Origin of the sequence: Microvirga terricola (assembly GCF_011777495.1) — a bacterium.
Lineage (GTDB): Bacteria > Pseudomonadota > Alphaproteobacteria > Rhizobiales > Beijerinckiaceae > Microvirga > Microvirga terricola.
In genome coordinates this window covers 37,597-60,348 of sequence record NZ_JAATJS010000002.1, presented here as the reverse complement: position 1 = coordinate 60,348, position 22,752 = coordinate 37,597, and the positions used below count along the sequence as shown (strand labels likewise).

At 59.4% G+C, this 22,752-nt stretch carries 16 protein-coding genes and 1 pseudogene; 5 read left to right on the top strand and 12 right to left on the bottom strand.

The window, feature by feature from the left end; translation table 11 throughout:
- Positions 1 to 123: 123 nt before the first annotated feature.
- Complete coding sequence (locus HB375_RS04545; RefSeq protein WP_167671806.1) at positions 124 to 3,666, bottom strand: PD40 domain-containing protein; 3,543 nt, start codon at positions 3,664 to 3,666, stop codon at positions 124 to 126.
- 856 nt (positions 3,667 to 4,522) lie between these two features.
- A complete protein-coding gene (locus HB375_RS04540; RefSeq protein WP_167671805.1) occupies positions 4,523 to 6,214 on the bottom strand; it encodes a methyl-accepting chemotaxis protein in 1,692 nt (563 codons plus the stop codon).
- A gap of 124 nt (positions 6,215 to 6,338) precedes the next feature.
- Here HB375_RS04540 and HB375_RS18070 point away from each other — a divergent pair.
- Positions 6,339 to 6,775: pseudogene (locus HB375_RS18070) on the top strand (DDE-type integrase/transposase/recombinase); the annotation flags it as partial.
- Between the two features lie 160 nt (positions 6,776 to 6,935).
- On the opposite strand, the gene HB375_RS04530 reads toward HB375_RS18070, so the two are convergent.
- The 7 genes from HB375_RS04530 to paaN all read right to left on the bottom strand — a co-directional run bounded on the left by HB375_RS04530 (position 6,936) and on the right by paaN (position 15,244).
- A complete protein-coding gene (locus HB375_RS04530) occupies positions 6,936 to 9,014 on the bottom strand; it encodes a 3-hydroxyacyl-CoA dehydrogenase NAD-binding domain-containing protein (protein WP_167671804.1) in 2,079 nt (692 codons plus the stop codon).
- A gap of 1 nt (position 9,015) precedes the next feature.
- The gene (locus HB375_RS04525) at positions 9,016 to 9,717 is read right to left on the bottom strand and encodes an ABC transporter ATP-binding protein (protein ID WP_167671803.1); all 702 of its coding nucleotides are present in this window, start codon (positions 9,715 to 9,717) and stop codon (positions 9,016 to 9,018) included.
- The gene (locus HB375_RS04520) at positions 9,704 to 10,489 is read right to left on the bottom strand and encodes an ABC transporter ATP-binding protein (RefSeq protein ID WP_167671802.1); all 786 of its coding nucleotides are present in this window, start codon (positions 10,487 to 10,489) and stop codon (positions 9,704 to 9,706) included. Before HB375_RS04520 ends, HB375_RS04525 begins: the two co-directional genes overlap by 14 nt.
- On the bottom strand, positions 10,486 to 11,439 hold the full coding sequence (locus HB375_RS04515; RefSeq protein WP_205800061.1) for a branched-chain amino acid ABC transporter permease: 954 nt from the start codon (positions 11,437 to 11,439) through the stop codon (positions 10,486 to 10,488). The genes HB375_RS04520 and HB375_RS04515 overlap by 4 nt, the downstream gene beginning before the upstream one ends.
- Before the next feature lie 2 nt (positions 11,440 to 11,441).
- Positions 11,442 to 12,314, bottom strand: a complete 873-nt coding sequence (locus HB375_RS04510; RefSeq protein WP_167671800.1) for a branched-chain amino acid ABC transporter permease — start codon at positions 12,312 to 12,314, stop codon at positions 11,442 to 11,444.
- 93 nt (positions 12,315 to 12,407) lie between these two features.
- Positions 12,408 to 13,553 carry an ABC transporter substrate-binding protein gene (locus HB375_RS04505; protein WP_167671799.1) on the bottom strand — a complete coding sequence of 382 codons (1,146 nt, stop codon included), beginning with the start codon at positions 13,551 to 13,553 and terminating at the stop codon, positions 12,408 to 12,410.
- A gap of 38 nt (positions 13,554 to 13,591) precedes the next feature.
- Positions 13,592 to 15,244 (bottom strand): phenylacetic acid degradation protein PaaN, encoded by a 1,653-nt coding sequence (paaN, locus tag HB375_RS04500; RefSeq protein WP_167671798.1) that lies wholly within the window; start codon positions 15,242 to 15,244, stop codon positions 13,592 to 13,594.
- 98 nt (positions 15,245 to 15,342) lie between these two features.
- On the opposite strand from paaN, the gene paaG reads away from it, so the two are divergent.
- The 4 genes from paaG (at position 15,343) to HB375_RS04480 (ending at position 18,664) form a co-directional block, all read left to right on the top strand.
- Positions 15,343 to 16,137: a 2-(1,2-epoxy-1,2-dihydrophenyl)acetyl-CoA isomerase PaaG gene (paaG, locus tag HB375_RS04495; protein ID WP_167671797.1), complete on the top strand. Its 795-nt coding sequence runs from the start codon at positions 15,343 to 15,345 to the stop codon at positions 16,135 to 16,137.
- Positions 16,134 to 16,574 (top strand): hydroxyphenylacetyl-CoA thioesterase PaaI, encoded by a 441-nt coding sequence (gene paaI / locus HB375_RS04490; protein WP_167671796.1) that lies wholly within the window; start codon positions 16,134 to 16,136, stop codon positions 16,572 to 16,574. Before paaG ends, paaI begins: the two co-directional genes overlap by 4 nt.
- 77 nt (positions 16,575 to 16,651) lie before the next feature.
- Positions 16,652 to 17,962 (top strand): phenylacetate--CoA ligase PaaK, encoded by a 1,311-nt coding sequence (gene paaK / locus HB375_RS04485; protein WP_167671795.1) that lies wholly within the window; start codon positions 16,652 to 16,654, stop codon positions 17,960 to 17,962.
- Positions 17,963 to 18,064: 102 nt separating this feature from the next.
- The gene (locus HB375_RS04480; protein ID WP_167672492.1) at positions 18,065 to 18,664 is read left to right on the top strand and encodes a TetR/AcrR family transcriptional regulator; all 600 of its coding nucleotides are present in this window, start codon (positions 18,065 to 18,067) and stop codon (positions 18,662 to 18,664) included.
- Between the two features lie 153 nt (positions 18,665 to 18,817).
- On the opposite strand, the gene paaZ is transcribed toward HB375_RS04480, so the two are convergent.
- The 3 genes from paaZ to paaE are packed head-to-tail and all read right to left on the bottom strand — an operon-like array spanning position 18,818 to position 22,745.
- Entirely contained in the window at positions 18,818 to 20,875 is a 2,058-nt protein-coding gene (gene paaZ / locus HB375_RS04475) for a phenylacetic acid degradation bifunctional protein PaaZ (RefSeq protein WP_167671794.1), read from the bottom strand.
- Between the two features lie 15 nt (positions 20,876 to 20,890).
- Positions 20,891 to 21,646: a Phenylacetic acid catabolic protein gene (locus HB375_RS04470; protein WP_167671793.1), complete on the bottom strand. Its 756-nt coding sequence runs from the start codon at positions 21,644 to 21,646 to the stop codon at positions 20,891 to 20,893.
- A gap of 22 nt (positions 21,647 to 21,668) precedes the next feature.
- Entirely contained in the window at positions 21,669 to 22,745 is a 1,077-nt protein-coding gene (gene paaE / locus HB375_RS04465; protein WP_167671792.1) for a 1,2-phenylacetyl-CoA epoxidase subunit PaaE, read from the bottom strand.
- Positions 22,746 to 22,752 lie beyond the last annotated feature (7 nt).

Below are 22,752 nucleotides of genomic sequence, written 5' to 3'. Positions count from 1 at the left end.
ATCTCGCCGCGAACCGTATCGCTGGAATCGTTATCTTTAGCGAATCCTGAACTTCGCACAGGATTGCATTGGTCCGAAAAGATCCCGACATTTCGGTGGTCGGACCAATGCAATTGGCAGATCTCAGATGACAAAAAAATCCTTGTAGGTCATTTTGAGGCCCTTGCTGAGCGTAGCGAGCTTCACCGCCGCACCCGGACCGTCGCCATCGCCATCATAATACAAGCTGCCTGTCCTGTTGTTGTAGATGACTCGGTCGGTCGCATCGTGAGCCTTGTCACCGATCCAAAACATTTCCGCACTGAACTTCTGCGGCTTGGTCGGCGTGCCCTTCTTGCCCAGCTTGGTGTAAAATTTGTTGTCGAGCCAGATCGTGTCGTCCCTTACCGAGAAGTCGGTGATCCTGGCGAAACTTGTCTTGGCCTTGGTGTCGAAAACGAAATAGTCCTTACCCGCGCCGCCGGACAGGACATCCTTGCCGCCGCCGCCATACAGTTTGTCGTTACCAGCGCCTCCCTTGATCACGTTAGTCAGGCCGTTTCCTTTCAGGGTAAGCGAAGCAGAGCCTTTGCCAGTCAAGTTCTCGATGTTTGATGCAAGCACGTAATTAACTGCTGAAAGAACAGTATCGATGCCGCTGCTGGGCGCTTCCTGCACAAGGTCAAGCGCGTTGTCGACAATATAGGTATCGTTGCCGGACCCACCGGACATCACGTCGGCACCGCCCCTGCCATCGAGGAGATCGTTACCGCCATTGCCGAGCAGGATGTTGGCCATGTCGTCACCCGTCAATTGATCGCTTCCGAGCCCGCCACTGAGCGTATCGAACTTCGCGGCGTCACGCGTCATCTGACCCGAGTTGACATCGATCGAATAAGGTACAGTCCAGGTCTGCGCCCCCTCATGCGCGGTCACGAATGCCGCCTTCGTGCCCTTTTCAGCATAGGCATGCCCGAAGGTTGCGCTCCCGTTGACGGGAACGATGGTCTCAGTAGCGCCGTCTCCCCAGGCTATGCCGATGGATGACGCCGCACCGACACCAAGTGTAACCTGTACAAACCGTCCCTCAGAGATGGCTTGCGCGTACGGCAGTAACGTCGCATCGACCTGGAAGATATCTTCGGCACCATTGGTATCACCTGCCATCAGATTGCTGGCATAGCTCTGGAACAGGACAAACCGCCCATCTGTGCCGATCACAGAATAGCCGCTTTCGTTATTGCCCTGCTCGTTGCCCTGTGCATCCGTATTCGCCGTCGAAAGACGCACCAACTCTCCCGTCACCAGATCCTTGCGAAAGATGTCGGATACACCATTGGTGTCCCCAGCCACCAGATTGTTGGCGTCGCTCACGAACACTACATAGCGTCCGTCGGCGCTGATTTGCGCGCTGCGGCTATCACCATTACCTTGCGTATGGGCTGCATCGCCGGCGGTCGAGACCAACACAATCTCGCCTGTCGTCAAATCTTTACGAAAAACATCAACATGACTATTCACATCGCCCGCGACGAGATTGCTGGCGCGGCTCTCGAACACGACGTAACGGCCATCGGCGCTGAGCTCGGCGCTATTACTGGCAGCGTTACTTTGTGTGCGCGCCGCGTTTCCGGCGCTCGACACTAGAACGATCTCGCCTGTCGCCAAATCCTTGCGAAAGATATCGACCTGATTGTTGGCATCGCCTGCGACCAGATTGTTGGCGCCGCTCGTAAATACGACGTAGCGGCCATCGGCGCTGACTTTTGCGTCGTAACTGATTTTATTTCCTTGCGCCCCAGTCGCATCGCCAGCACGCGATACCAATACAATCTCGCCGGTCATCAAGTCTTTACGGAAAACGTCGGACGTGGCGTTCGTGTCCCCTGACACGAGATTGGTCGCTTCGCTCGTGAACACAACGTAGCGACCATCGGCACTGATTTGGGCGTTGTAGCTGACGCTATTACCTTGGGTGTGAGCGGCATCGTTAGCGGTTGAGACCAAGACAGTTTCGCCCGTCAGCAGATCCTTGCGGAAAACGTCAAGGCTACCGTTGCTATCCCCTGCCACGAGATTGCTCGCCCGACTTTCGAACACGACATAGCGTCCGTCGGCGTTGATTTGGGCGTGGTAGCTATAACTGTTGCCCTGGGTGTGAGCGGCATCACCTGCGGTCGAAACCAATACAATCTCGCCGGTCGTAAGATCCTTGCGGAAAATGTCAGCTTGTCCATTGGTGTCATCCGCGACCAGATTCGTCGCATAGCTGGTGAACACCACATAGCGTCCGCCGGCACTGGCTTGCGGGCTGTCGCTACCATAGTTCGCCTGCGTCTGCGCCGCATTGCCGGCGCTCGATACCAACGTGATCTCACCAGTCAGAAGGTCTTTACGGAAAACGTCGGAGTTTCTGTTGTCATCTCCCGCGATCAGGTTTCCGGCAGCGCTGGAGAAGAAAAGATAGCGTCCATCCGCGCTGAGGCAGGGCCCGACACTTGTGCCGTCACCCTCTTCCTTGCCTTGCGCATCCCTGGCGGCAGCGGAGAGGCGGATCAATTCGCCGGTCAACAGATCCTTGCGAAAAACGTCGGGCGCACCATTCGTGTCCCCGGCCACCAAATTGGTCGCACTGCTTGTGAACACCACATACCGCCCGTCGGCGCTGACCCGAGCGTCGTAGCTATCGGAATTGCCCTGCGTGTGGGGGGCATCTCCGGTCGTCGACACCAGGACGACTTCCCCCGTCGTAAGGTCTTTGCGAAAAATGTCGGATGCGCCGTTGACGTCGCCCCCGACAAAATTGTCGGCGTTACTCTCGAATACCAAGTAACGCCCGTCGAGGCTGACCTGGGCATTGTAACTGTAGGAATTCCCCTGCGTGCGGGCGGCATCGCCGGCCGTCGACAAAAGTGTGATCTCCCCCGTCGCCATATCCTTTCGGAAGATATCGGATGCGCCGTTATTATCACCCGCAACCAGATTGGTCGCATCACTCTCGAAGATGACATAACGTCCATCAGCACTGATTTGGCTGCCGTAGCTGTGGCTATTGCCTGGGGTGTGAGCGACATCCCCGGCCGCTGAGACGAGGATAAGCTCGCCAGTCAGTAAGTCCTTGCGGAAGACATCGGATTTGTTGTTGGTGTCGTTCGCGACCAGGTTGGTAGCCTCGCTCGTGAACAGCACATAACGCCCGTCAGCGCTGATTTTGGCGCTTCTACTGGTGCCATTACCCTGCGTATGGGCCACATCGCTAGCGCTCGATACCAAAACGATCTCGCCCGTCGTCAGGTCCTTCCGGAAAATATCGGAAAGACCGTTTCCGTCGCCCGTGACCAGATTGCTTGCGTCGCTTTGGAACACCACATAACGCCCGTCGGCACTGACTTGGGCGTTATTACTGCTGCCGTTACCCTGCGTATGGGCCACATCGCCAGAGTTCGATACCAAAACGATCTCGCCCGTCGTCAGATCCTTCCGGAAAATATGGGAGGCACCGTTTCCAACGCCCGTGACAAGATTGCTCGCGTAGCTCTCAAACACAACATAACGGCCATCGGCGCTGATTTGGGGGTTGTAACTATCAGAATTGCCGAACGTTCCGTCAGCGGCTTTAGACAGCAGCGTGACAACGTTCGAAATCGCGGGGCGGAAGAACGATTGCAGTGTTAGCGTCAGCGTCATAGCAGTATGTCTCTCTACAGGAATAGCGAATTACGGATGCCATCGGCGGACATGCGAAAAGTTTTCTTGAAGCCCTGAATCGCTCCTGTCGCTCGGAAAATAGCACCTGAACTTGTGAGGATGCTCGAAGCGACCCCAGGCCGCCGACAAGGGAGACTTGAAGCTCACAACGCTGTCGCGCATTGGCGCTGTCGGGCTGTCAAATGTCTGTGCTTCACCTTCATTGCGGTGTGCATCCGATCATTCCTGCAACGGCAGGATAGGAACTCGTCATCATTCGATTGTGCCTAAAACTATATATTCTCCCGCCGCGCGTCTTGGCTCGGAGTGAACATCGAGCGGATCAGGGCGAACAAAAACCTTGAAAGCGTTCATACCCGCGCCAGCCCGGGGCGTTTACGTCGCGCCGAGCCCTCCGCTTCGCGGCACGCTGAGAGAAAAGTCGCCTTCGCAGCAAGCGTAATCCGTCACAATGGGTGCGCCGAAAATCGACTACCATCCTTGGCCATAAATTATCCCATGTGTTCAGTCAGGCTGAACCCTCTCGCAAACGGAGCTTATACTTATAGAATATTCAGTTGCCGTTTGTGTCGCTTCACAATGCCTCCGAATACCCTGAACTGCATCCTTATCGGGTTCCATAAAGGGGGTTACACGCAATTCGCGAACAACTGCCTCATGGGTGGGAGGAGGAAACCAACGCGGGATTTGTAGATACTCTCGCACCATTCTGTTCTTCAGAGCAGACAGCCAAAGGGCCGCTGCGAACAGCGGCCCTGGTATGAGAATCCCCTGTGAGGTCCGCAGTTGAGCGTGGGGCTGGCCCAACTGAATTTCACTATAGAGGTCTCAAAAACTATGCCGCTTTAACATCGGCTAGGAAGGTCGCCACCTCCTGGCCGAGATCGTTGGAGTGGCGCGCCAGCTCTTGGGCGGCGCCCAGCACCTGCGAGGCGGCCGCGCCGGTCTCACCCGCCCCGTTCTGCACGTCCATGATGCTGCCGGTCACCTGTTCGGTGCCACGCGCCGCCTCCTGCACGTTGCGGGCAATCTCAGAGGTCGCGGCTCCCTGCTCCTCCATGGCCGCAGCAATCGACGTCGAGATCTGCGACATCTCGGTGATCGTACGCGCAATCTCCTGGATCGCCGCCACGGTCTGCTGCGTCGTCTGCTGCACCGAGCCGATCTGGGCAGAGATCTCGTCCGTGGCCTTGGCGGTCTGGGTGGCCAGATCCTTCACCTCGGAGGCCACCACCGCAAAGCCCTTGCCCGCCTCACCGGCACGCGCCGCCTCGATGGTGGCATTAAGCGCCAGCAGGTTGGTCTGGCCGGCAATGGTGTTGATCAGTTGCACCACGTCGCCGATGCGCTCGGCGCTGTCGGCGAGCTCCTGCACGATAGCGCTGGTGCGCTGGGTTCCGGCCACGGCGCGTTCTGCCACCAGGGATGACTGGCTAACCTGGGAGGCAATCTCTCGGATGGAAATGGACAACTCCTCGGTGGCGGCTGCCACCGTCTGCACGTTGGCGGAGGTCTGCTGGGCGGCGGAGGAGACGGTGACGGATTGCTGGGTGGTCTGATCGGCCACCCGGGTCATGGACTGGGCGGTAGCCTCCATCTCGGTGGCAGCCGAGGACAGGCCTTGCGTGAGCAAGGAGACGTTCGTCTCAAACCGCTTTGTGAGCTGATCCAATAGATCGGCCCGACGCATCTTGGCTTGGTTCTCGACCTCCTGCTCGGCGGCGAGACGACGGGCTTCAATGGCATTGTCCTTGAACACCTGGAGTGCACGGGCGAGCGTGCCGACCTCGTCCTTGCGCTCGGTGCCAATCACGGTGACGGAGAGGTCGCCGTTCGCCAGCTGGCCCATGGCCGCGGTCATGGCGCCCAGCGGACGGGTGATGCCGAAGATCACGATCGCGCTGATCAGACCAAGAGCCACCAAAATGCCAACCGTCGCAGAGGAGATCAATGTCCAGGAGGTGTTGGATGCTTCCACCTGGGCGTCATTGGCAGCAATCTCGAGCGACCTCTTGATTGCGGCGACGCGCTCCGCGACAAGATTGCGAAGTTTGATCCGTGCCTCACGTGCTTCACCGTTGGAGATCTTGAGCGCACCCTCGTCGTCGTTCACACGAGCTCGCTCAACACTTTTGTCCATGAGACTGAAATAGTTCGTCATCTGAGCCTTGAGCTCAGTATAGTTCGTCTTCCGCTCGGGCGTATCAGCCAGAGCGATTAATTCATCAACGTGCGTAAGAGCAAAACCCTTGTACTCACTAAAGACCTTTTCAGCCGATTTAAGCAGTTCAGCTTCTTTGTAGAGGATCAGCGCTTTCTCTTGAGTATTGGCTTCGTTGATCTCGGCGTTGATCTGGAGCATCAACGCCCGGCGGGCCGCCTCTTTATTAACCAGATCTTGAGTGCCCTCAGCCAGATGGTTGAGCCCGTTGTTAGCTAGAGCGATCAGCCCGATAGCAATCGCGACGAAAATGGTGATCGGGATGTAAAGCTTGACGAGAAGCTTCAGATTGTTGAGTGCGCGCATTTATCCCCTCGATGGCCTGCCCATCTGACCGTGGGAGGTGCATGCCCTAGGGCGTGCACAAAACAGGCAGATAAGCGCTAGACCGCGTCCCTTTTGCGAAGCTGTCATGCTTAAGGAAGTAGATATGCTCGATGAGATCGCTCAGATCCGACGCAATACCAAGGTCGCGAAGCGCTTGCTGAAGCGTCTGTTGAAGAAGCAAGGATGTCCGGCCGCCGGATGATTACCGACAAGCTGGGCTCCTATGCCGCTGCCTGAAAACAGATGCATACCGGCGGTTGAGCATCGCTCACACAAGGGGCTGAATAACCGGGCAGAGAAACTCGTATCTACCCTTGCTCCGACAAGAGCATGCGATGCAGGGCTTCCGGTCGCCGGGAGGCCTGCAACGGTTCACCTCGATCTTCTCCGCCGTCCGCAACCTCTTCGTCCCCCCGGTCTCGCCACTCCGCTCCTGCCATCCATCTGCATCGTCTCAAAGCTATGGCCGAATGGCGGATAAGAAGGTGTTGGCGCGTTTGTCGTAACGGGTGGCGATGCGCCCGACCATGCGCTCGATGAGATTGCGGGTGCGGTAGGCGATAGGATCATAGGTGTGAGGATGCTTGCGAGTGGGTTTGGCGGAATGACGGCAGCGCAGTTTACCCGCGTCGTAAGCGCGATCTGCGATTAGCTTGTCCGGGACGAGAGCGGCCTCAGCAAAGCCGCCACGCCCACCAGGTCATGAGCTTCTCCGGAGGTAAGATGTAGGAAGCCGACCAGTCACGGTCGAGCACCGGAGCAGTTCGCATACAGGCTCCGCGAGCTTGAGCTCCGCCAGCCTGTCAAGCATCCCGACGACGTCGGGTAATCCCCGGGCCTCGGCCCAGTGCATCAGCCCCCCGCGCCAGCGAGGGAATCCGTAACCGTGAATCTCGACGAGATCGATGTCGGCAGGTCGCAGGGCAACACGATCCTCCAGGATCTTCGCGCCCTCGTTGACCATTGGCAGGACAATGGCATCGACGATGTCTGCGTTGCTCCACGAGCGAGGTGCAAGTCCCGCCTCGGCGGCTGCGGCGGCAATGTGATCGGCAACCACGTTCGAGGGCTGTGGCTGGCGGCTTCCGGTCCCGTAATCGTACCAGCCGCCGCCTGCCTTCTGGCCAAAGCGGCCGAGAGCGCAGAGCCGCTCTGCCACGGGCGCAAAGGGAGCTTCGCCCCGCCCACGCGCCGCCTTGCGCTGGAAAGCAGCGATGTCGAGACCGGCGAGATCCTGCGCCTCGAACGGCCCCATCGACATGCCGAAGGCCCGCATGGCTGCGTCGACTTGCGACGGCGAGCCACCTGAAAGGAGCACGCGCTCGGCCTGCATGCGGGTCGTTTTGAGGAGTCGGTTGCCAATGAAGCCGTCACAGATTCCGGCCCTGACCGGGATTTTTCCAAGCATGCGCGCCAAGGCAAAACCGGTCGCCACCGCTTGGGGTGCTGTGTCAGCCGTCGGCACGATCTCGAGCAGCTTCATAATTTGGGCCGGACTGAAAAAGTGAAGCCCTATGAAGCGCTCCGGTCCCACCAACTCCGCGGCGATCAGCTGAGGATCCAGATAGGATGTGTTGGTCGCCAAAATGGCATCAGGACGACAAACTTCCCCAAGACGGGCGAAGACCGATTTCTTGACAGCAAGGTCCTCGAACACTGCCTCGATCACCATGTCCGCATGTGAGAGATATGTCTCGTCGGTGCTGCCGGTAACCCCGGCCATCCGCTCATTGACGTCATCGGCAGCGATGCGCCCTCGCTTGGCCGCAGCCTCGAAGATGCCGCGCAGATTGGCAAGGCCGCGTTGAAGAGCCGCCTCGTCGCGCTCGATGAGAACGACGGGCAAGCCCGCATCCCGCAAGGTAGCGGCAATGCCTGCTCCCATCGTTCCGCCACCGATCACACCAACCTGTCGGATCGGACGCGGCTCGACGCCTTTCAATTCTGCGGGACGAGACGCGGCCCGTTCAGCGAAGAAGACGTGGCGAAGCGCTGTCGCCTGGGCGGACCCGCGCAAGGTGAGAAAGATCTCGCGCTCGAAGGCGAGAGCCGAGGAAAAGTCGGACTCAGTCGCCTGTCGGATGCACGCGAGTGCCCGGAGGGGCGCGTCCTCGCCCCGCGATCGCTTGGCAACAGCGCGCTCATTCTCCTCCCAGAAGCTCGTGGGCTGGGGAGTGAGCAGCCGCTCTCGGGCAGAAGCCGGCCATTGCCGCGTCACGACATTCTCCGCGAAGGATATAGCTGCGGCGAGAAGATCCTCTTCGTAAATTGCATCCACGAGACCGAGGGCCTTCGCCCGCGGGGCGCGAATGGGCTTGCCGGTCGTCACAAGGTCGATGGCGGCCTCAACGCCTGCCAGGCGTGGCGTCCTGACGGTGCCCCCAGCGCCAGGGACTATCCCCAATGTCACTTCCGGCAGGCCGATAGAGGCCGAGGCCAGGGCAACCCGAAAACGGCAGCCAAGCGCGATCTCGAACCCACCGCCGAGAGCGCTCCCGTGAATGGCGGCGATCCAGGGTTTTGTCGCGGCTTCGATCCGGGACACCAGATCCGGCAGGTGCGGCGGCATCGGAGGCCGACCGAATTCCGAGACATCGGCACCGGCAATGAAAGTGCGACCAGCGCAGATCAGAACCACCGAATGCACGGATGCGTCTGCATCCAGCGCCTCCACGGTGTCCCAGAGCGCCTGACGTACGGGTTGGGCGAGAGCATTCACAGGCGGATTGTCCACCGTGACTATCGCGACTACCCCTTCGCGTGAAATGCTGACAGGCATTCTAGACTCCCAAATAGGCCTCACGGATCCGCGGGTCGGCTATCAGGTCCTCAGCCGTGCCGGACAAGGTGATGTGACCGGTCTCCATCACATAGCCGCGGTCGGCAATGGACAGAGCTCCGAAGGCGTTCTGCTCGACAAGGAGAACGGTCACACCGAGGCTCTTCAGGTTCTTCACCACGTCGAAGATTTGTGCGACCAGAATCGGAGCAAGCCCCATCGACGGCTCATCGAGCAGGAGGCAGGACGGGCGTCCCATCAGAGCTCGGGCGATCGCCAGCATCTGCTGCTGGCCTCCAGACAATCCGCCAGCAGGAAGATCCCGCTTGTCCCGGAGAATTGGGAACATGGCGAATGCGTCCTGCATGTCCTGACCGACGCGATCATCGTCGTAGATGAATGCGCCAAGGCGCAGATTTTCCTCTACCGTGAGATTCGTGAAGATTTGCCGCCCTTCGGGAGACTGGGCTAGACCGCGCTGAATGCGACGGAAGGCGGGAACGGATGTTAGGGGTTCGCCGCGGAACGTGATCTGCCCACCAGACACAGGCTGAACGCCAGAGAGGCAGCGCAGAAGAGTGGTCTTGCCGGCTCCGTTCGCGCCCACAACGGTGACAATTTCGCCGGAACCAACCGACAGGTCGATCCCGTGCAGCACTTCGATGCGACCGTATCGGGAGCGCAGGCCTTCAACCGACAGCATAGGTGACCTCCGCCGCCTGGGTGCCGAGATAGGCCTGAATGACTCGCGGATTCCGGCTGACCGTGGCAGGGTCGCCTTCCGCGATCTTCTCGCCGAAGTCGAGCACGACGATATGGTTCGAGATGCGCATGACCATCTTCATGTCGTGCTCCACCAGCAGGATGGCGATGCCGTCCGCCGCGAGTTCGGCAATAAGGTGGTCGATCTCCTCGGTCTCGACAGCATTGCAGCCGGCCGCCGGCTCGTCGAGCAGGAGCACCTTCGGTTTCAATGCAAGGGCGCGTGCGATTTCGAGCCGTTTGAGCGCACCATAGGACAGTGATCCGGCCTCTTTCTCTGCGGCGCGGACAAGTCCCACGCGCTCAAGCAGCATTCTCGCCTTCTCTTCCGCTTCGTGGCTGCGGCGACGGGAGGATGAAAGCCCCAGGAGGTCCGCGATTACCGGCCCCCGCTCATGAAGATGATATCCGACCATAACATTTTCCAGGACGGTCATAGCCTGGAAAATCTGGAGATTTTGGAATGTGCGTGACAGGCCGCGACGTGCCAACAGGTGCGGGCTCATACCGGTGACGTCCTCACCGCCAAGATGGACTGTTCCCGACTTCGGCAGATAAATTCCCGAGATCATGTTGAACAGCGTGGTTTTGCCCGCGCCGTTGGGCCCGATAACTGAGACGATCTCGCCCGGCTTCATGGAGAATCCAACATTGCGTACGGCATGAAGCTCGCCGAACGAAATTCCCAACCCTTCGACAGCAAGAAGGCTCATTCTCCCCTCCCCCGCACAAGACCCACGATGCTGGGAAGAAGCCCTCGGGGCATGAAGATCATGGCCAGCATCATGACAAGGCCGAGCATCACCTGTTCGTACTCCTGGAACACAGTGAGGAGCTGCGGCAGCAAGGTCAGGATACTTGCGCCGAAGATCGCGCCCAGGACCGATCCGACACCACCTAGCACGGCCATCGTCACGATTTCGATCGAGTGCATGTAACCGGCGATGTCGGGCGTGATCAGCCGGTTCTGAAGCGCAAGAAGCGAGCCGGACACGGACGCGTAGACGGCAGAAATCATGAAGGCCACGAGTTTGGCCTGCGCCACATCTACGCCGACAGTTCGAGCCGCGATCTCAGACTCGTGCAAGCCGCGCAGGGCGCGTCCAGTCGGGCTGTTATACAGATTAAGGGCAAGCCAGGAACCAACGAGGAGCACTAGGCCGGAGAAAGCATACCAGAACTGCGCATTGGTCAGCTCCAAACCCCAATCGGCGAGTACGGCGCGAAGTCCGAGCTCGGGCACCTTGATGCCATCCGGTCCACCCGTGATGGCTATCTCATTCGCCAGCACCATCGAGACAAGAATACCGAAGCCGAGACTCGCCACGGCCAGATAATAGCCCTTGAGTCTCAGGATGGGCCGGCCAACCAGATAAGCGACCACCGCTGACAGAACGGCCCCGATGATCGCCGCGATGGAAGGATGCACATGCAGGTGGACGGGGGCCAGCGCACAGGCATAGGCGCCGATAGCCGCGAAGCCTGCGTGCCCCAGACTAATCTGCCCGGCATATCCGGTGAGGATCACCACTCCGACGACGGCCAGAGAATTGACGAAGAGGAGAGAACCCACGCGAAAATAATAACCGGAGGGGAAGAAGATGGGCGCGACGACGATCAACGCGGCGAGGACCAGGAGCGTCGCTTGCTTTGACAGGCGCATGATCACACCCGCTCCATCGAGCTACGGCCGAAAAGGCCTTGAGGAAAGGCGAACAAGACCGTGAGGATGACAATGAAAGCCACCGCGTCCTTGTATTGCGAACTGATGTAGCCAGCGGTGAGCGACTCGAGCAGGCCCAGAAGGATACCGCCAACGAGCGCTCCCATCGGATTGCCCATCCCGCCGAGCATCGCCGCCGCAAAGCCCTTCAGGGCGAGGGAGATCCCGACCTGGTAGCTCGTCAGCGTGATCGGCGTGATCAGCACACCTGCGAGGGCACCGATGGCAGCCGACAATCCGAAGGAGAACGCCATGATGAAGGTCGTGTTGATTCCGACGAGCTGAGCTGCGATCCGATTGTTCGATGTGGCGAGTACGGCTCGCCCCACCAAGGTGCGGGTGAAGAACGCCCAAAGTCCGATGAACACGACGATAGCTCCTACAATAACCCACAAACTTTGCGGAAGGATCGTCGCGCCCAGAATACGAATCGGATCGTCACCCGAGAACGAAGGAAAGCGATGAAGTTGCTTGTCGAAAACGACTTGTGCCACCCCTTGGATGAAGATCGAGGCACCAACCGTGATGATAATCAACGATACCACCGGCGCGCCTCGCGCCACCTCGATCGTCAGCTTATTGAAGCCGACGCCGATCACCGCTGCTGCCAGAATGGCAATCAGGACCGCTAATGGAAGCGGCAATCCCGCCTGGAAAGCAAAGACCGTGATCATGCCGCCCAACATGACGAACTCGCCCTGAGCGAAGTTGACCACGTTGGACGCATTATAGACAATCGTAAAACCGAGCGCGACCAGCGCGTAGACGGCGCCCACTGTCGCGCCGGACAGCAGGAACTGCATCAATTCGGGCATGGATTTTTTCCAGCAGAGAGGGCCGGCCTTTAGGCCGGAGCCTCGTCAGCCGCCGGCGGAGAGCTCCACCGCCAGCGGCCACCGAGAGTGGACTCAGTTCACCAGCTTCCAGCTGCCATTGCGGATTTCGAGCATGCGGAACGAGCCGAGATCGAGGCCCAGATGGTCCTTCGCCGACATCGTCACCGTACCTGTCGTGCCAACGAGGCCCGAGGTCTTCTCGATGGCATCGCGAACGGCGGCGGGCTTCATCGACGTCGCACGATTCAGAGCGTCGACGAGAATGCGCATCGCGTCATGAGCATAGCCACCGAAGGTCGAGACCGGTGTCCCGGTCGCTTTCTCGAAACTCGTCTTGTAAGCCATCACGACAAGCCGCTGAGCATCGCTCTCAGGCAACATCTCGCCTACGAGCAATGCCGTTCCCGGCAATCGAATGCCTTCCGCTGCCTTCGCGCCGGCAAGCTCGATGAAACCGTTAGAGGCGACGCCGTGCGACTGGTAGAGCGGCAGAGCGATACCGAGCTGGGCATAGTTTCGCGTGACAATGGCCGGACCCTGACCGAAGCCGGGATTGATGATCGCCTGCACATCGCTCTTGCTGCGAATGTTGGTGAGCTGCGGCGTCATATCGGCATCCTTCGGACCATAAGTCTCCTCGGCGACGATCGTGATGCCGTACTTGCTGGCGACGTCCAGGCACTGGGCCCGCATGGATGCACCGAAGCCGTCGGTCCCCGAGATCATGCCGATACGCGTCAATCCACGCTTCTTCATGTCGTCGAAGATCTTTTCGCAAGCCATGCGATCCGTGTGCGGTGTCTTGAATGTGTTCGGACGCACCGGATCGATGATCTCTATTGCGCCAGCCAGCGAAATGAAAGGAAGCCTGGCTTCTTCGGCAACCGGCATCACAGCCATGGATGTTCCCGTCGTGGTGCCGCCGATGATGGCGACCACGCCGTCATCCTCGACCAAACGGGTAGCAAAAGTGCGCGCCTTATTGGGGTCGCCACCGTCATCGTACAGGAAGAGCTTGATCTTCTCCCCCTTCACTCCACCTGCAGCGTTGATCTGCTCGACCAGCAGCTTCAGGGTCTTTGCCTCCGGATCTCCGAGGAACGAAGCCGGGCCGGTTTCGGACACGGTCGCGCCGATCTTGATGTCGGCCGCTGCGATCCCGGTAAGACCGAACGAGATCACGCTGGCCAAGGTAGCGCTAATGATGGTTCTTTGCATGGTTTTCCTCCCTGGATGTTATCGGCTTTTCGCCGTTTTTATGCCGCCTTTGGGCGACGCCACATGGCAAGTCGATAGCGATTGGTGACGAAAGCCGCGTCCGTAAGGCTGGCGTTGCCTGCCGGATTTGCCCCGGTCACGTGGTAATCGCTAAACGCTGCACTTTGATTGACGAAGATATTTCCCGTCAGGTTCACGGATAGGTTCACGCCGGCCCGCGCGAAGGCCTCGATGCCGCGCTCAATACGCGGTTCGTCGATGTCGTACAGGGCTGTAGTGATAGCTCCCTTGCGGCAGGCGAGTGCGGCCGCATGCTCAATCCCCTCATCAGCATCGGCAACGGCCACGAGGAAGGCGATAGGGCCGAAGCACTCTTCCTCGTGAACCGATGTCTTGGCAGCATCGACAGCGACGATTAGCGGCGTCGCACTGCGAGATCCCTCGAGCGGCGCTGAATCGCGAACCACGCGTCCAAGCATGCGAGCATTTTCGACGCGCTCGAGCGTCGCCTGATTGGCAATGGCACCGCAGACACCTGAGCCCCGCGCCGGATCGGCCAGAAGGACATCGATGGCGGAAGCAATGGTCTGCCCGACCTCATCAAAGCTCTTATGACCCAGGTCGGTCGGAATGCCGTCCCGAGGAATGAAGAGGTTTTGCGGCGCGGTACACATCTGGCCGCTGTAGAGCGCCAAGGAGAACGCAATGTTGGCGCACATGGCATCGAAGCGATCGGTGGCCGAGATCACGATAGAATTGACCCCAGCCTCCTCTGTGTAGACCTGCGCGGACCCTGCGTTGCTACGCACCCAGTCGCCGAACGCATTCGAGCCTGTGTAGTCAATGATCGCCACGTCGGGATGTTGCACGAGGTCCTTCGTGATTTCAGCTCCCTGAGCATCAGCCGCAAGAAGGACCACATCAGCCGGGAACCCTTGCCCGGCCATGACCTCGCGCGCCACCGCCACCGTGATCGCGAGCGGCAAAACGGCACCCGGATGCGGCTTCACGATTACCGTATTACCGGTCGCCAGACTCGCGAAAAGGCCCGGGTAACTGTTCCAGGTCGGGAAGGTCTGGCAGCCGATGACAAGGCTGATGCCCCGTGGCACGATCCGCCAGTGCTTTTCTAGAATAATCGGCGAGGCCTTGCCCTGAGGCTTCTCCCAAATTGCTTCGCGCGGTGCGCGGGACATTTCGCTCCAGGCCACGGCGAGAGCTTCGAGACCGCGGTCCTGAGCATGTGGTCCACCAGCCTGGAATGCCATCGGGAAGGCCTGCCCGGTAGTGTGCATGACGGCGCTGGCAATCTCGAAGCTCATGCGATTCAAGCGCACGAGAATTTCGGCGCAGATGCCGGCACGCTCCTCGACTGAAGCGGAGGCCCAGACAGGGGCCGCCGCCTTCGAGGCGGCAACCAGGGTCTTTGAGTCCGCCGTCGGATAGGAGATGTTGAGAGGCATCCCCCACGGCGAGAGTTCGCCTCCTACCGACTTTTGTTCGGGATGTCCGGGCAACTGAAAAGGTGCATTAAGCCGAGCCTCGAAAGCGGCGAGACCGTCTTCCTTGGCTGTCTCGCCATAAATCTTGGTGCTCGGAATCTCAGAAAAAGGTGACCAGAACCCGCGCTCCCGAAGGGCCAAGACAGCGGCATCAATAAGCTTCCGGTGCCGGTCGAAAAGAGCGCTCATTCCAGTCCCTCGATTTTTCTCCTTATAATTGACTGACCGGTCGGTTTATGCAAGATGTTTTTTATGCCGCCGGAAAGTGCGGTGCCGGGAGGGAGAAAATGCCAGATTCCGAAACTGTCATTTCGGCTTTCGAAAACGGCGTTCTGACGCTGACTCTCAATAGACCGGACAAGCTGAACTCCTTCAACGAGGAAATGCATCTCGCTCTGAGATCAGGCTTTGACAGAGCGCACTCGGATCCCACAGTGCGTGCCGTCCTGTTGACAGGCGCCGGTCGCGGGTTCTGCGCCGGACAGGATCTGGGTGACCGCGACCCTCGCAAAGGTAATGAGGCGCCCGATCTCGGACAAACTGTGGACCGGCTCTACAACCCGCTCGTGCGCTCCATCCGCAACCTTGAGAAGCCGGTCGTCTGCGCGGTCAACGGCGTGGCGGCCGGCGCGGGCGCGAACATCGCGCTTGTTTGCGACATCGTCCTGGCGGCTCGTTCCGCGCGTTTCATCCAGGCGTTCTCGAAGATCGGTCTAATTCCCGATTCCGGCGGCACATGGAGCCTGCCACGCATCCTCGGCGAGCCGCGCGCGAAGGCACTCGCTTTGCTGGCCGAACCGCTCGACGCCGAAACAGCCGCGCAATGGGGCCTGATTTGGAAAGCGGTTCCAGACGAGGACCTACAAAGGGAATCAAAGGAGCTGGCCCTACGCCTGGCCGCGGGCCCGACCCGAGGTTTCGGCATGACGAAACGCGCCATCCAGGCGGCAGCGACGCAATCGCTTGACGCATCGCTCGATCTTGAAAAGGACCTCCAGCGCGAAGCTGGCCGCAGTGCCGACTACGCTGAAGGTGTCACGGCTTTCCTAGAGAAACGTAAACCGGAGTTCCGTGGCCAATGACCAGCATGAACCCCGAGCAAGTCGCTAGAGCCTGTATGAAAGCCATGTGGCAGGCTGATGCTGCTTCGCAACAACTCGACATGCTGATCGAGCAGGTCAGTCCGGGTGGAGCCCGGATCTCTATGACGATCACCAGCGCCATGGCCAATGGTCACGCGACCTGTCACGGCGGATATATCTTCACTTTAGCGGATTCAGCCTTCGCCTTCGCTTGCAACACCTACAACCAGCGCAACGTGGCACAGCAGGCCGCGATCACATTCATCGCACCGGCCTTCGTCGGAGATCGGTTGACGGCAATCGCACGCGAAGTTTCGCGGCGTGGCCGTGGAGGAATCTACGACGTCGCGGTGACAAACCAGGCGGGCGATCAGATCGCAGAATTTCGTGGGCATTCGCGGTCGGTCAAGGGAGAGCTCGTGCCGGAGACTGTCTAGCCGCTGCATTGCTCCAACTTGCGACTATAAAAACGTTGAAGAGGGTAAAAACCCTTCGCAAAAATTGGGAGGAAACCATGAAAAGTCTTTCGCCTCGGCCAGGAGACCTGGAGCCGATCGAAACGGCATCGCGCGACGAGATCGCAGCGCTGCAACTCAAGCGCATGAAGTGGTCTTTGACGCATGCGTACGAGAACTCTGCCTTTTACCGCGCACGCTTCGACTCCGTCGGCGTCCATCCGACCGACTTGAAGACTCTGTCGGACCTTGCCAAGTTTCCCTTCACAACAAAGTCGGACCTGCGGGATACATACCCGTTTGGAATGTTCGCCGTACCGCGTAAAAAGCTCAGTCGTATCCACGCGTCTTCGGGGACAACCGGAAAGCCGACGGTGGTCGGCTATACCGCCCGGGATATCGAGACATGGGCAGATGTGATGGCACGCTCGATTCGCGCCTCAGGGGGGCGCGCCGGCGATATCGTTCATGTCGCGTATGGCTATGGTCTCTTTACAGGAGGCCTGGGAGCCCACTACGGAGCCGAGCGGTTGGGCTGCACCGTCGTGCCAATTTCCGGCGGCATGACAGAGCGCCAAGTTTCATTGATGAACGACTTCAAGCCTCGCATCATCATGGTGACTCCCTCGTATATGCTATCGATTCTCGATGAATTCCGTCGGCAAGGCATCGATCCTCGCGAGAGTTCTCTGGCGGTCGGCATCTTCGGAGCGGAACCGTGGACCAACGCGATGCGCCTCGAGATCGAGCAGGCGTTCAATATGCACGCCGTCGACATCTACGGCCTCTCCGAAGTGATGGGACCGGGTGTCGCCAATGAGTGTGTGGAAACTAAAGACGGCTTGCATATCTGGGAAGACCATTTCTACCCGGAGATCATCGATCCCGTGACGGGCGAGGTCCTGCCGGACGGTGAAATGGGTGAGCTCGTGTTCACCACGCTGACCAAGGAAGGCTTGCCGATGATCCGCTACCGGACGCGCGATCTGACAAGGCTTCTTCCCGGCACGGCTCGCAGCATGCGACGCATCGAGAAAATCACCGGACGCTCGGACGACATGATTATTCTGCGTGGTGTGAACGTCTTTCCGACGCAGATCGAGGAACAAATCCTCAAATGCCGCAACCTGGCGCCGCACTTCCAGATTGAGCTGACACGCCAGGGGCGTATGGACAGCATGACCGTGCATGTCGAGTGCATTCCACATGGGGCCGATCCTGCTTCCAGAGCCGCCTCCGCGAAAGAACTCGCCCATCACATCAAGAGCGTTGTGGGCGTGAGCACCCGTATCGAGATCCGTGACCCGGATGCGCTTGCCCGATCCGAAGGCAAAGCAAAGCGGGTTATTGACAACCGGCCGAAAGGCTAGCCCGGTATTTGCTTTTTGGGTCTCCGAAGGATATCGCGGAAGAGCTTGGGCTCTCCCCGCGTATTGAGGGGCCCAGGAAGCAACGTAAGAGTGGACGATCAAATGGCACGAACTCGCGCAAGCGATTTCGAAGAAAAACAACGTGGTATTCTTGAAAGTGCCGCCGCTGTCTTTGCCGACCAAGGGATGGACAAGGCGTCCATGTCCCAAATCGCGGCGCATTCCAACGTCTCTAAGGGCCTTTTATACCATTATTACCCCAGCAAAGAGGCCCTGATCTTCGGAATCATCCACGCGCATCTTTCTGAGCTTGAGGCTGCGGTTGAAGCAGCCGATCTGGCTGAAGTGCCGCCGAGAAAGCGTCTGCGTGGGCTTGTTTGGGCCGTCCTTGAGAATTACCGAGGAGCCGACAACCAGCACAAGGTTCAGCTCAACGGGATGAGTGCGCTCAGCAACGAGCAGAAAACTGAGATCCAAGCGATCGAACGCCGGATCGTTGGACGATTTTCTGCCGTGCTCCGGGAGATCAATCCGGGCCTGGACAACAAGGATCGGCCCCTGCTCATGCCCGTCACCATGTCTCTCTTTGGCATGTTGAACTGGGTTTATCTGTGGTTCCGTGACGGAGGCCCCATCACCCGCGAGGACTATGCGGACGTCGCCACGACGCTGATCCTTGAGGGAATCATGTCCATCCGCTGACGCTCGCTGGACAAATTCCGGGCGACCACAGACTTCGTCATAGCGAAGACGGAAACCAATGATTTGCATTTGTACGCAATCATTCCGTCTTCGTTATCGCATTCCTGGCAATGAACCGGGGTCATTTCCTCAGTAATGCTCTGTTCCCCGCTCTTACGGCCATGACTTTGCAACCATGGTCAGCACATCGTACTGTGCGACCATAGCTTCATGTTGGTTGGTGACTCTACAATCCCAGCGGACCTCGCCGTGTTCGGCAGATCCACGCGGGTTGATATCCTTACAGGTCAGACGAACCTGAAGCACATCGCCTGGATTGACCGGCGTCAGGAATCGCAGATTATCCACGCCGTAATTGGCGAGCACGGGACCGGGCGCGGGATCGACGAAGAGGCCTGCGGCAAAAGAGACGATGAGGTAGCCATGCGCGACCCGCCCGTCGAAGAACGGGTTGGCCCTCGCGGCCTCCTCATCCATGTGGGCATAAAAAGTATCGCCGGTAAAATGAGCGAAGTGTTCGATATCTTCGAGGGTGACGGTTCGTTTTCCAGTGACGATCTGGTCACCGATACGCAGCTCGGCGAGTGACTTGCGGAAGGGATGAACGCCGTCACTCCGCGCAGGCGCGCCTTCGATCCAACGGCCTGTGACAGCCGACAGAAGCCGCGGAGCTCCCTGGACCGCACTGCGCTGCATGTAGTGCTTGACGCTGCGCATGCCGCCCAATTCTTCACCCCCTCCTGCGCGACCCGGACCACCGTGAACGAGGACCGGCAGCGGCGATCCATGACCTGTAGAGGTCTTGCCGCTAGTGCGGTTTCCGATCAGCACACGACCGTGGAAGGGTGCGAGGCCGAGAACGGTCTCCTCCGCAATGACAGGATCGTTCGTGAATACGGAAGCCACGAGCGAGCCTTTGCCGCGCAGGGCGAGATCGACGGCTTCGGCGGGACTGTCGTAGGGCAGAATCGTACTGACGGGGCCAAAGATCTCGACGTCGTGGACGGCCCGAGCATTATCGGGGGACTCGCAAAGCAGCAGGACCGGGTTCAGAAAGGCGCCTTTCTCGGAATCTCCGGAGATCACTTCGATACGGTCGAGGTCTCCAAAGACGATCCGCGTCTCCGGCGAGAGATCGTGAATGCGCGCTCGGACTTCCTCCCGCTGTTCGAGGCTCGCCAGCGGGCCCATCCGGACCGCTTCGTCGGCGGGATTCCCGATAGATACGGTCGTTAGCCGCTTTCCGAGAGCAGAAACGACGGCGTCGCAGTGAGCGCGCGGCACCATCACGCGCCGGATGGCCGTGCACTTCTGCCCGGCCTTGACCGTCATCTCGCGTGCAACCTCCTTGATGAAAAGATCGAATTCCTCGGTTCCCGGGCCTGCATCCTGACCGAGGATGCAAGAGTTAAGGCTGTCGGCCTCCATCGTGAAGCGAACTGAGTTCGCGATAACAGCCGGATGCGATCTGAGGCGACGACCGGTGCTGGCAGAGCCGGTGAATGTGACGGCGTCCTGCCCGGTGACGTGATCAAGGAGATCGCCGACCGATCCGCAGATCAGTTGAAGCGCACCGTCCGGCAGAAGCCCGGTCTCGATGATCCGCCGAACCATGAGCTCGGTGAGATAAGCGGTCTGACTGGCGGGCTTTACGATGGCGGGCATACCGGCAAGCAGCGTCGGTGCAATCTTCTCCAGCATTCCCCAGCAGGGGAAGTTGAAGGCGTTGATATGCACGGCGACGCCCTGTAGCGGCGTGAGGATATGCTGACCCGAGAAGCTGTTGTCACGAGACAGGCTTTCCACGTCTCCCTCGATGAGGACACGCGTATCCGGCAGCTCGCGACGTCCCTTGGATGCATAGGACAGAAGCGTGCCGATGCCGCCCTCGATGTCGATCCAGCTATCGCTGCGAGTCGCACCGGTCGCATAGGACAGAGCGTAGAACTCTTCCTTGAGTTCCATCAAGGCCTGGCCAAGCGCCCTGAGCATGCCGGCACGCTCGTGAAAGGTCATCGCTCGCAAAGCAGGGCCACCGCGAGAGCGGCCGTAATTCAGCGCAGCGGCAAAGTCGATTCCCGACGAGTCGATCAACGCAACCGGTTCTCCAGTCGTCGCATCGTGCAACGGAAGGCCTTCACGCGCACCCCGGACCCACTCTCCGCAAACAAAACTCTCAAGCTGCCGTGGGTTTCCAGACGCAATGCCCATCAATCAATCCTTTGATCAGTTCAAATTCAACGCCGACAAGGTCGCATCGACGTCGGCGTTCCAATCCGCCAGCAACGCCTCATTGGGTCGATGACGCAAACCAAATCGCTTCAACGTGTCGAAGCGCGAGGATCCGGCCATGCCGAAACTCGCCGCGACTTGAGGCCGCCAGAATGCAACGGCCACACGGACTTCCTCCCTCCCCTCATCGGTCGAGATGATCTTCTGCAATCCTTCGATACCGAGTTCGGCATGGCGGGCCTCGCGGGGAGCGATCGCGCGGAACGCCTCGGCAAGAGGGGCGTAGGAGACGCGGGAGAACTCTTCGAGTTGAAGACCGACCGCCCTGCCCATCAGGACGTTCATGGTCACGGCATCCACCCAACCCTGAAGCGGGTAATGGAAGACGGAGAGCCGCATATCGCTCCCCAGACGCGTCGCGCCGAGATCGGCATTACGGGCGACGCGAGCCGCCCAGGGATGATGCACGCTATAGCGAGCGGTATCTGCCCCGAAGGTACCCATGACAGCGAGCACAAGCTCGGCATGATCAGTCTTCTCGAGCACGATCCGGGCAGCGGCGATCCGCTCCTTGATTCCGGGAGCGGCGTTGATGCTATCGGCAAAGCCGGCAGAGCCCGCCAGCTCGCTATCCACGAAGGTTGCCATCAGTCGCAGCAATTCTCCGCGATAGCGGGCCGGCACATTCGTTGGAGAGCTCAGCACCCCGCCCTGCGCGAGATAATCCTCGATGCCCATCGTCTCAGTCATGCTGTTCTCCCCGCTCTGTGGATCACTGATCGTAGCTGACGGTGACTTTGTCCGTCAGCGGGAAGCACTGGCAGGTCAGGATATAGCCCTGCCGGACCTCGTAGTCCTCGAGAGCGTGGTTCGTGACCATCTCCACTTCGCCGTCCAGAACTTTGGCGCGGCACGTCGAACATACGCCGGCCTTGCAGGCATAAGGGGCGTCGAGTTTGTTTTCGAGTGCGGCATCGAGCAGACTCTGCCCCTGCTTGGGCATCGTGAAGCTGCGCGTAGCACCGTCGAGGGTGACCGTCGCTTCGCAGGCTGCCCCCACAGACGAAGCTTCGACACCAGGCTTGCGGGCATTGGCGCGGCCAGGCTGGCTGGACGCGAAGAGCTCGAACTTGATCTGGCCGTCGCCAAGCCCATGCTCGCGCAGCGAGGCGGCGATCGCCAACATCATGGGTTCGGGTCCGCAGATGAAAGCTGTATCGATGGATGGCAGGTCGATCCAGTTCTGGAAGATCGCCTTGCACTTCTCGCCATCAACGCGTCCGGTGAAGAGGTCGATCTCCTGGCTCTCGCTCTCAAGGACGTGAAGAACGGAGAGACGTCCGAGATAGACGTTCTTCGCATCCTCCAGTTCTTCGCGGAACATGATCGATGAGATCTGCCGGTTCGCGTAGACGAGCGTGAACCGCGATTTCGGTTCGCGCGCCAGGACAGTCTTGATGATGGAGAGAAGAGGCGTGATGCCGCTACCGCCTGCAAAACCGAGATAGTGCTTTGCGGCGTCGGGATCGATCGGGGTATGGAAGGATCCCATAGGCGGCATAGCCTCCAGCAATTCGCCAGGCTGGAGGTTCTCATTCGCCCAGGTCGAGAACGCGCCGCCATCGACCCGCTTGATGCCGACGCGGATGAGGCCCTCGTCCTTACCCGAGCAGATCGAGTAGGAGCGCCGCAGTTCGACTCCATCGAAGTCGCGACGGAAAGTCAGGTACTGTCCCTGGACGAAATCGAACAGAGCACCGTCCTCATCGCGCGGCTTAAGCGTAACCACAACCGCGTCGCGTGTTTCACGACGAACGTCGGTGACCTTCAAGGGATGAAAACGTGCCATGTGACGT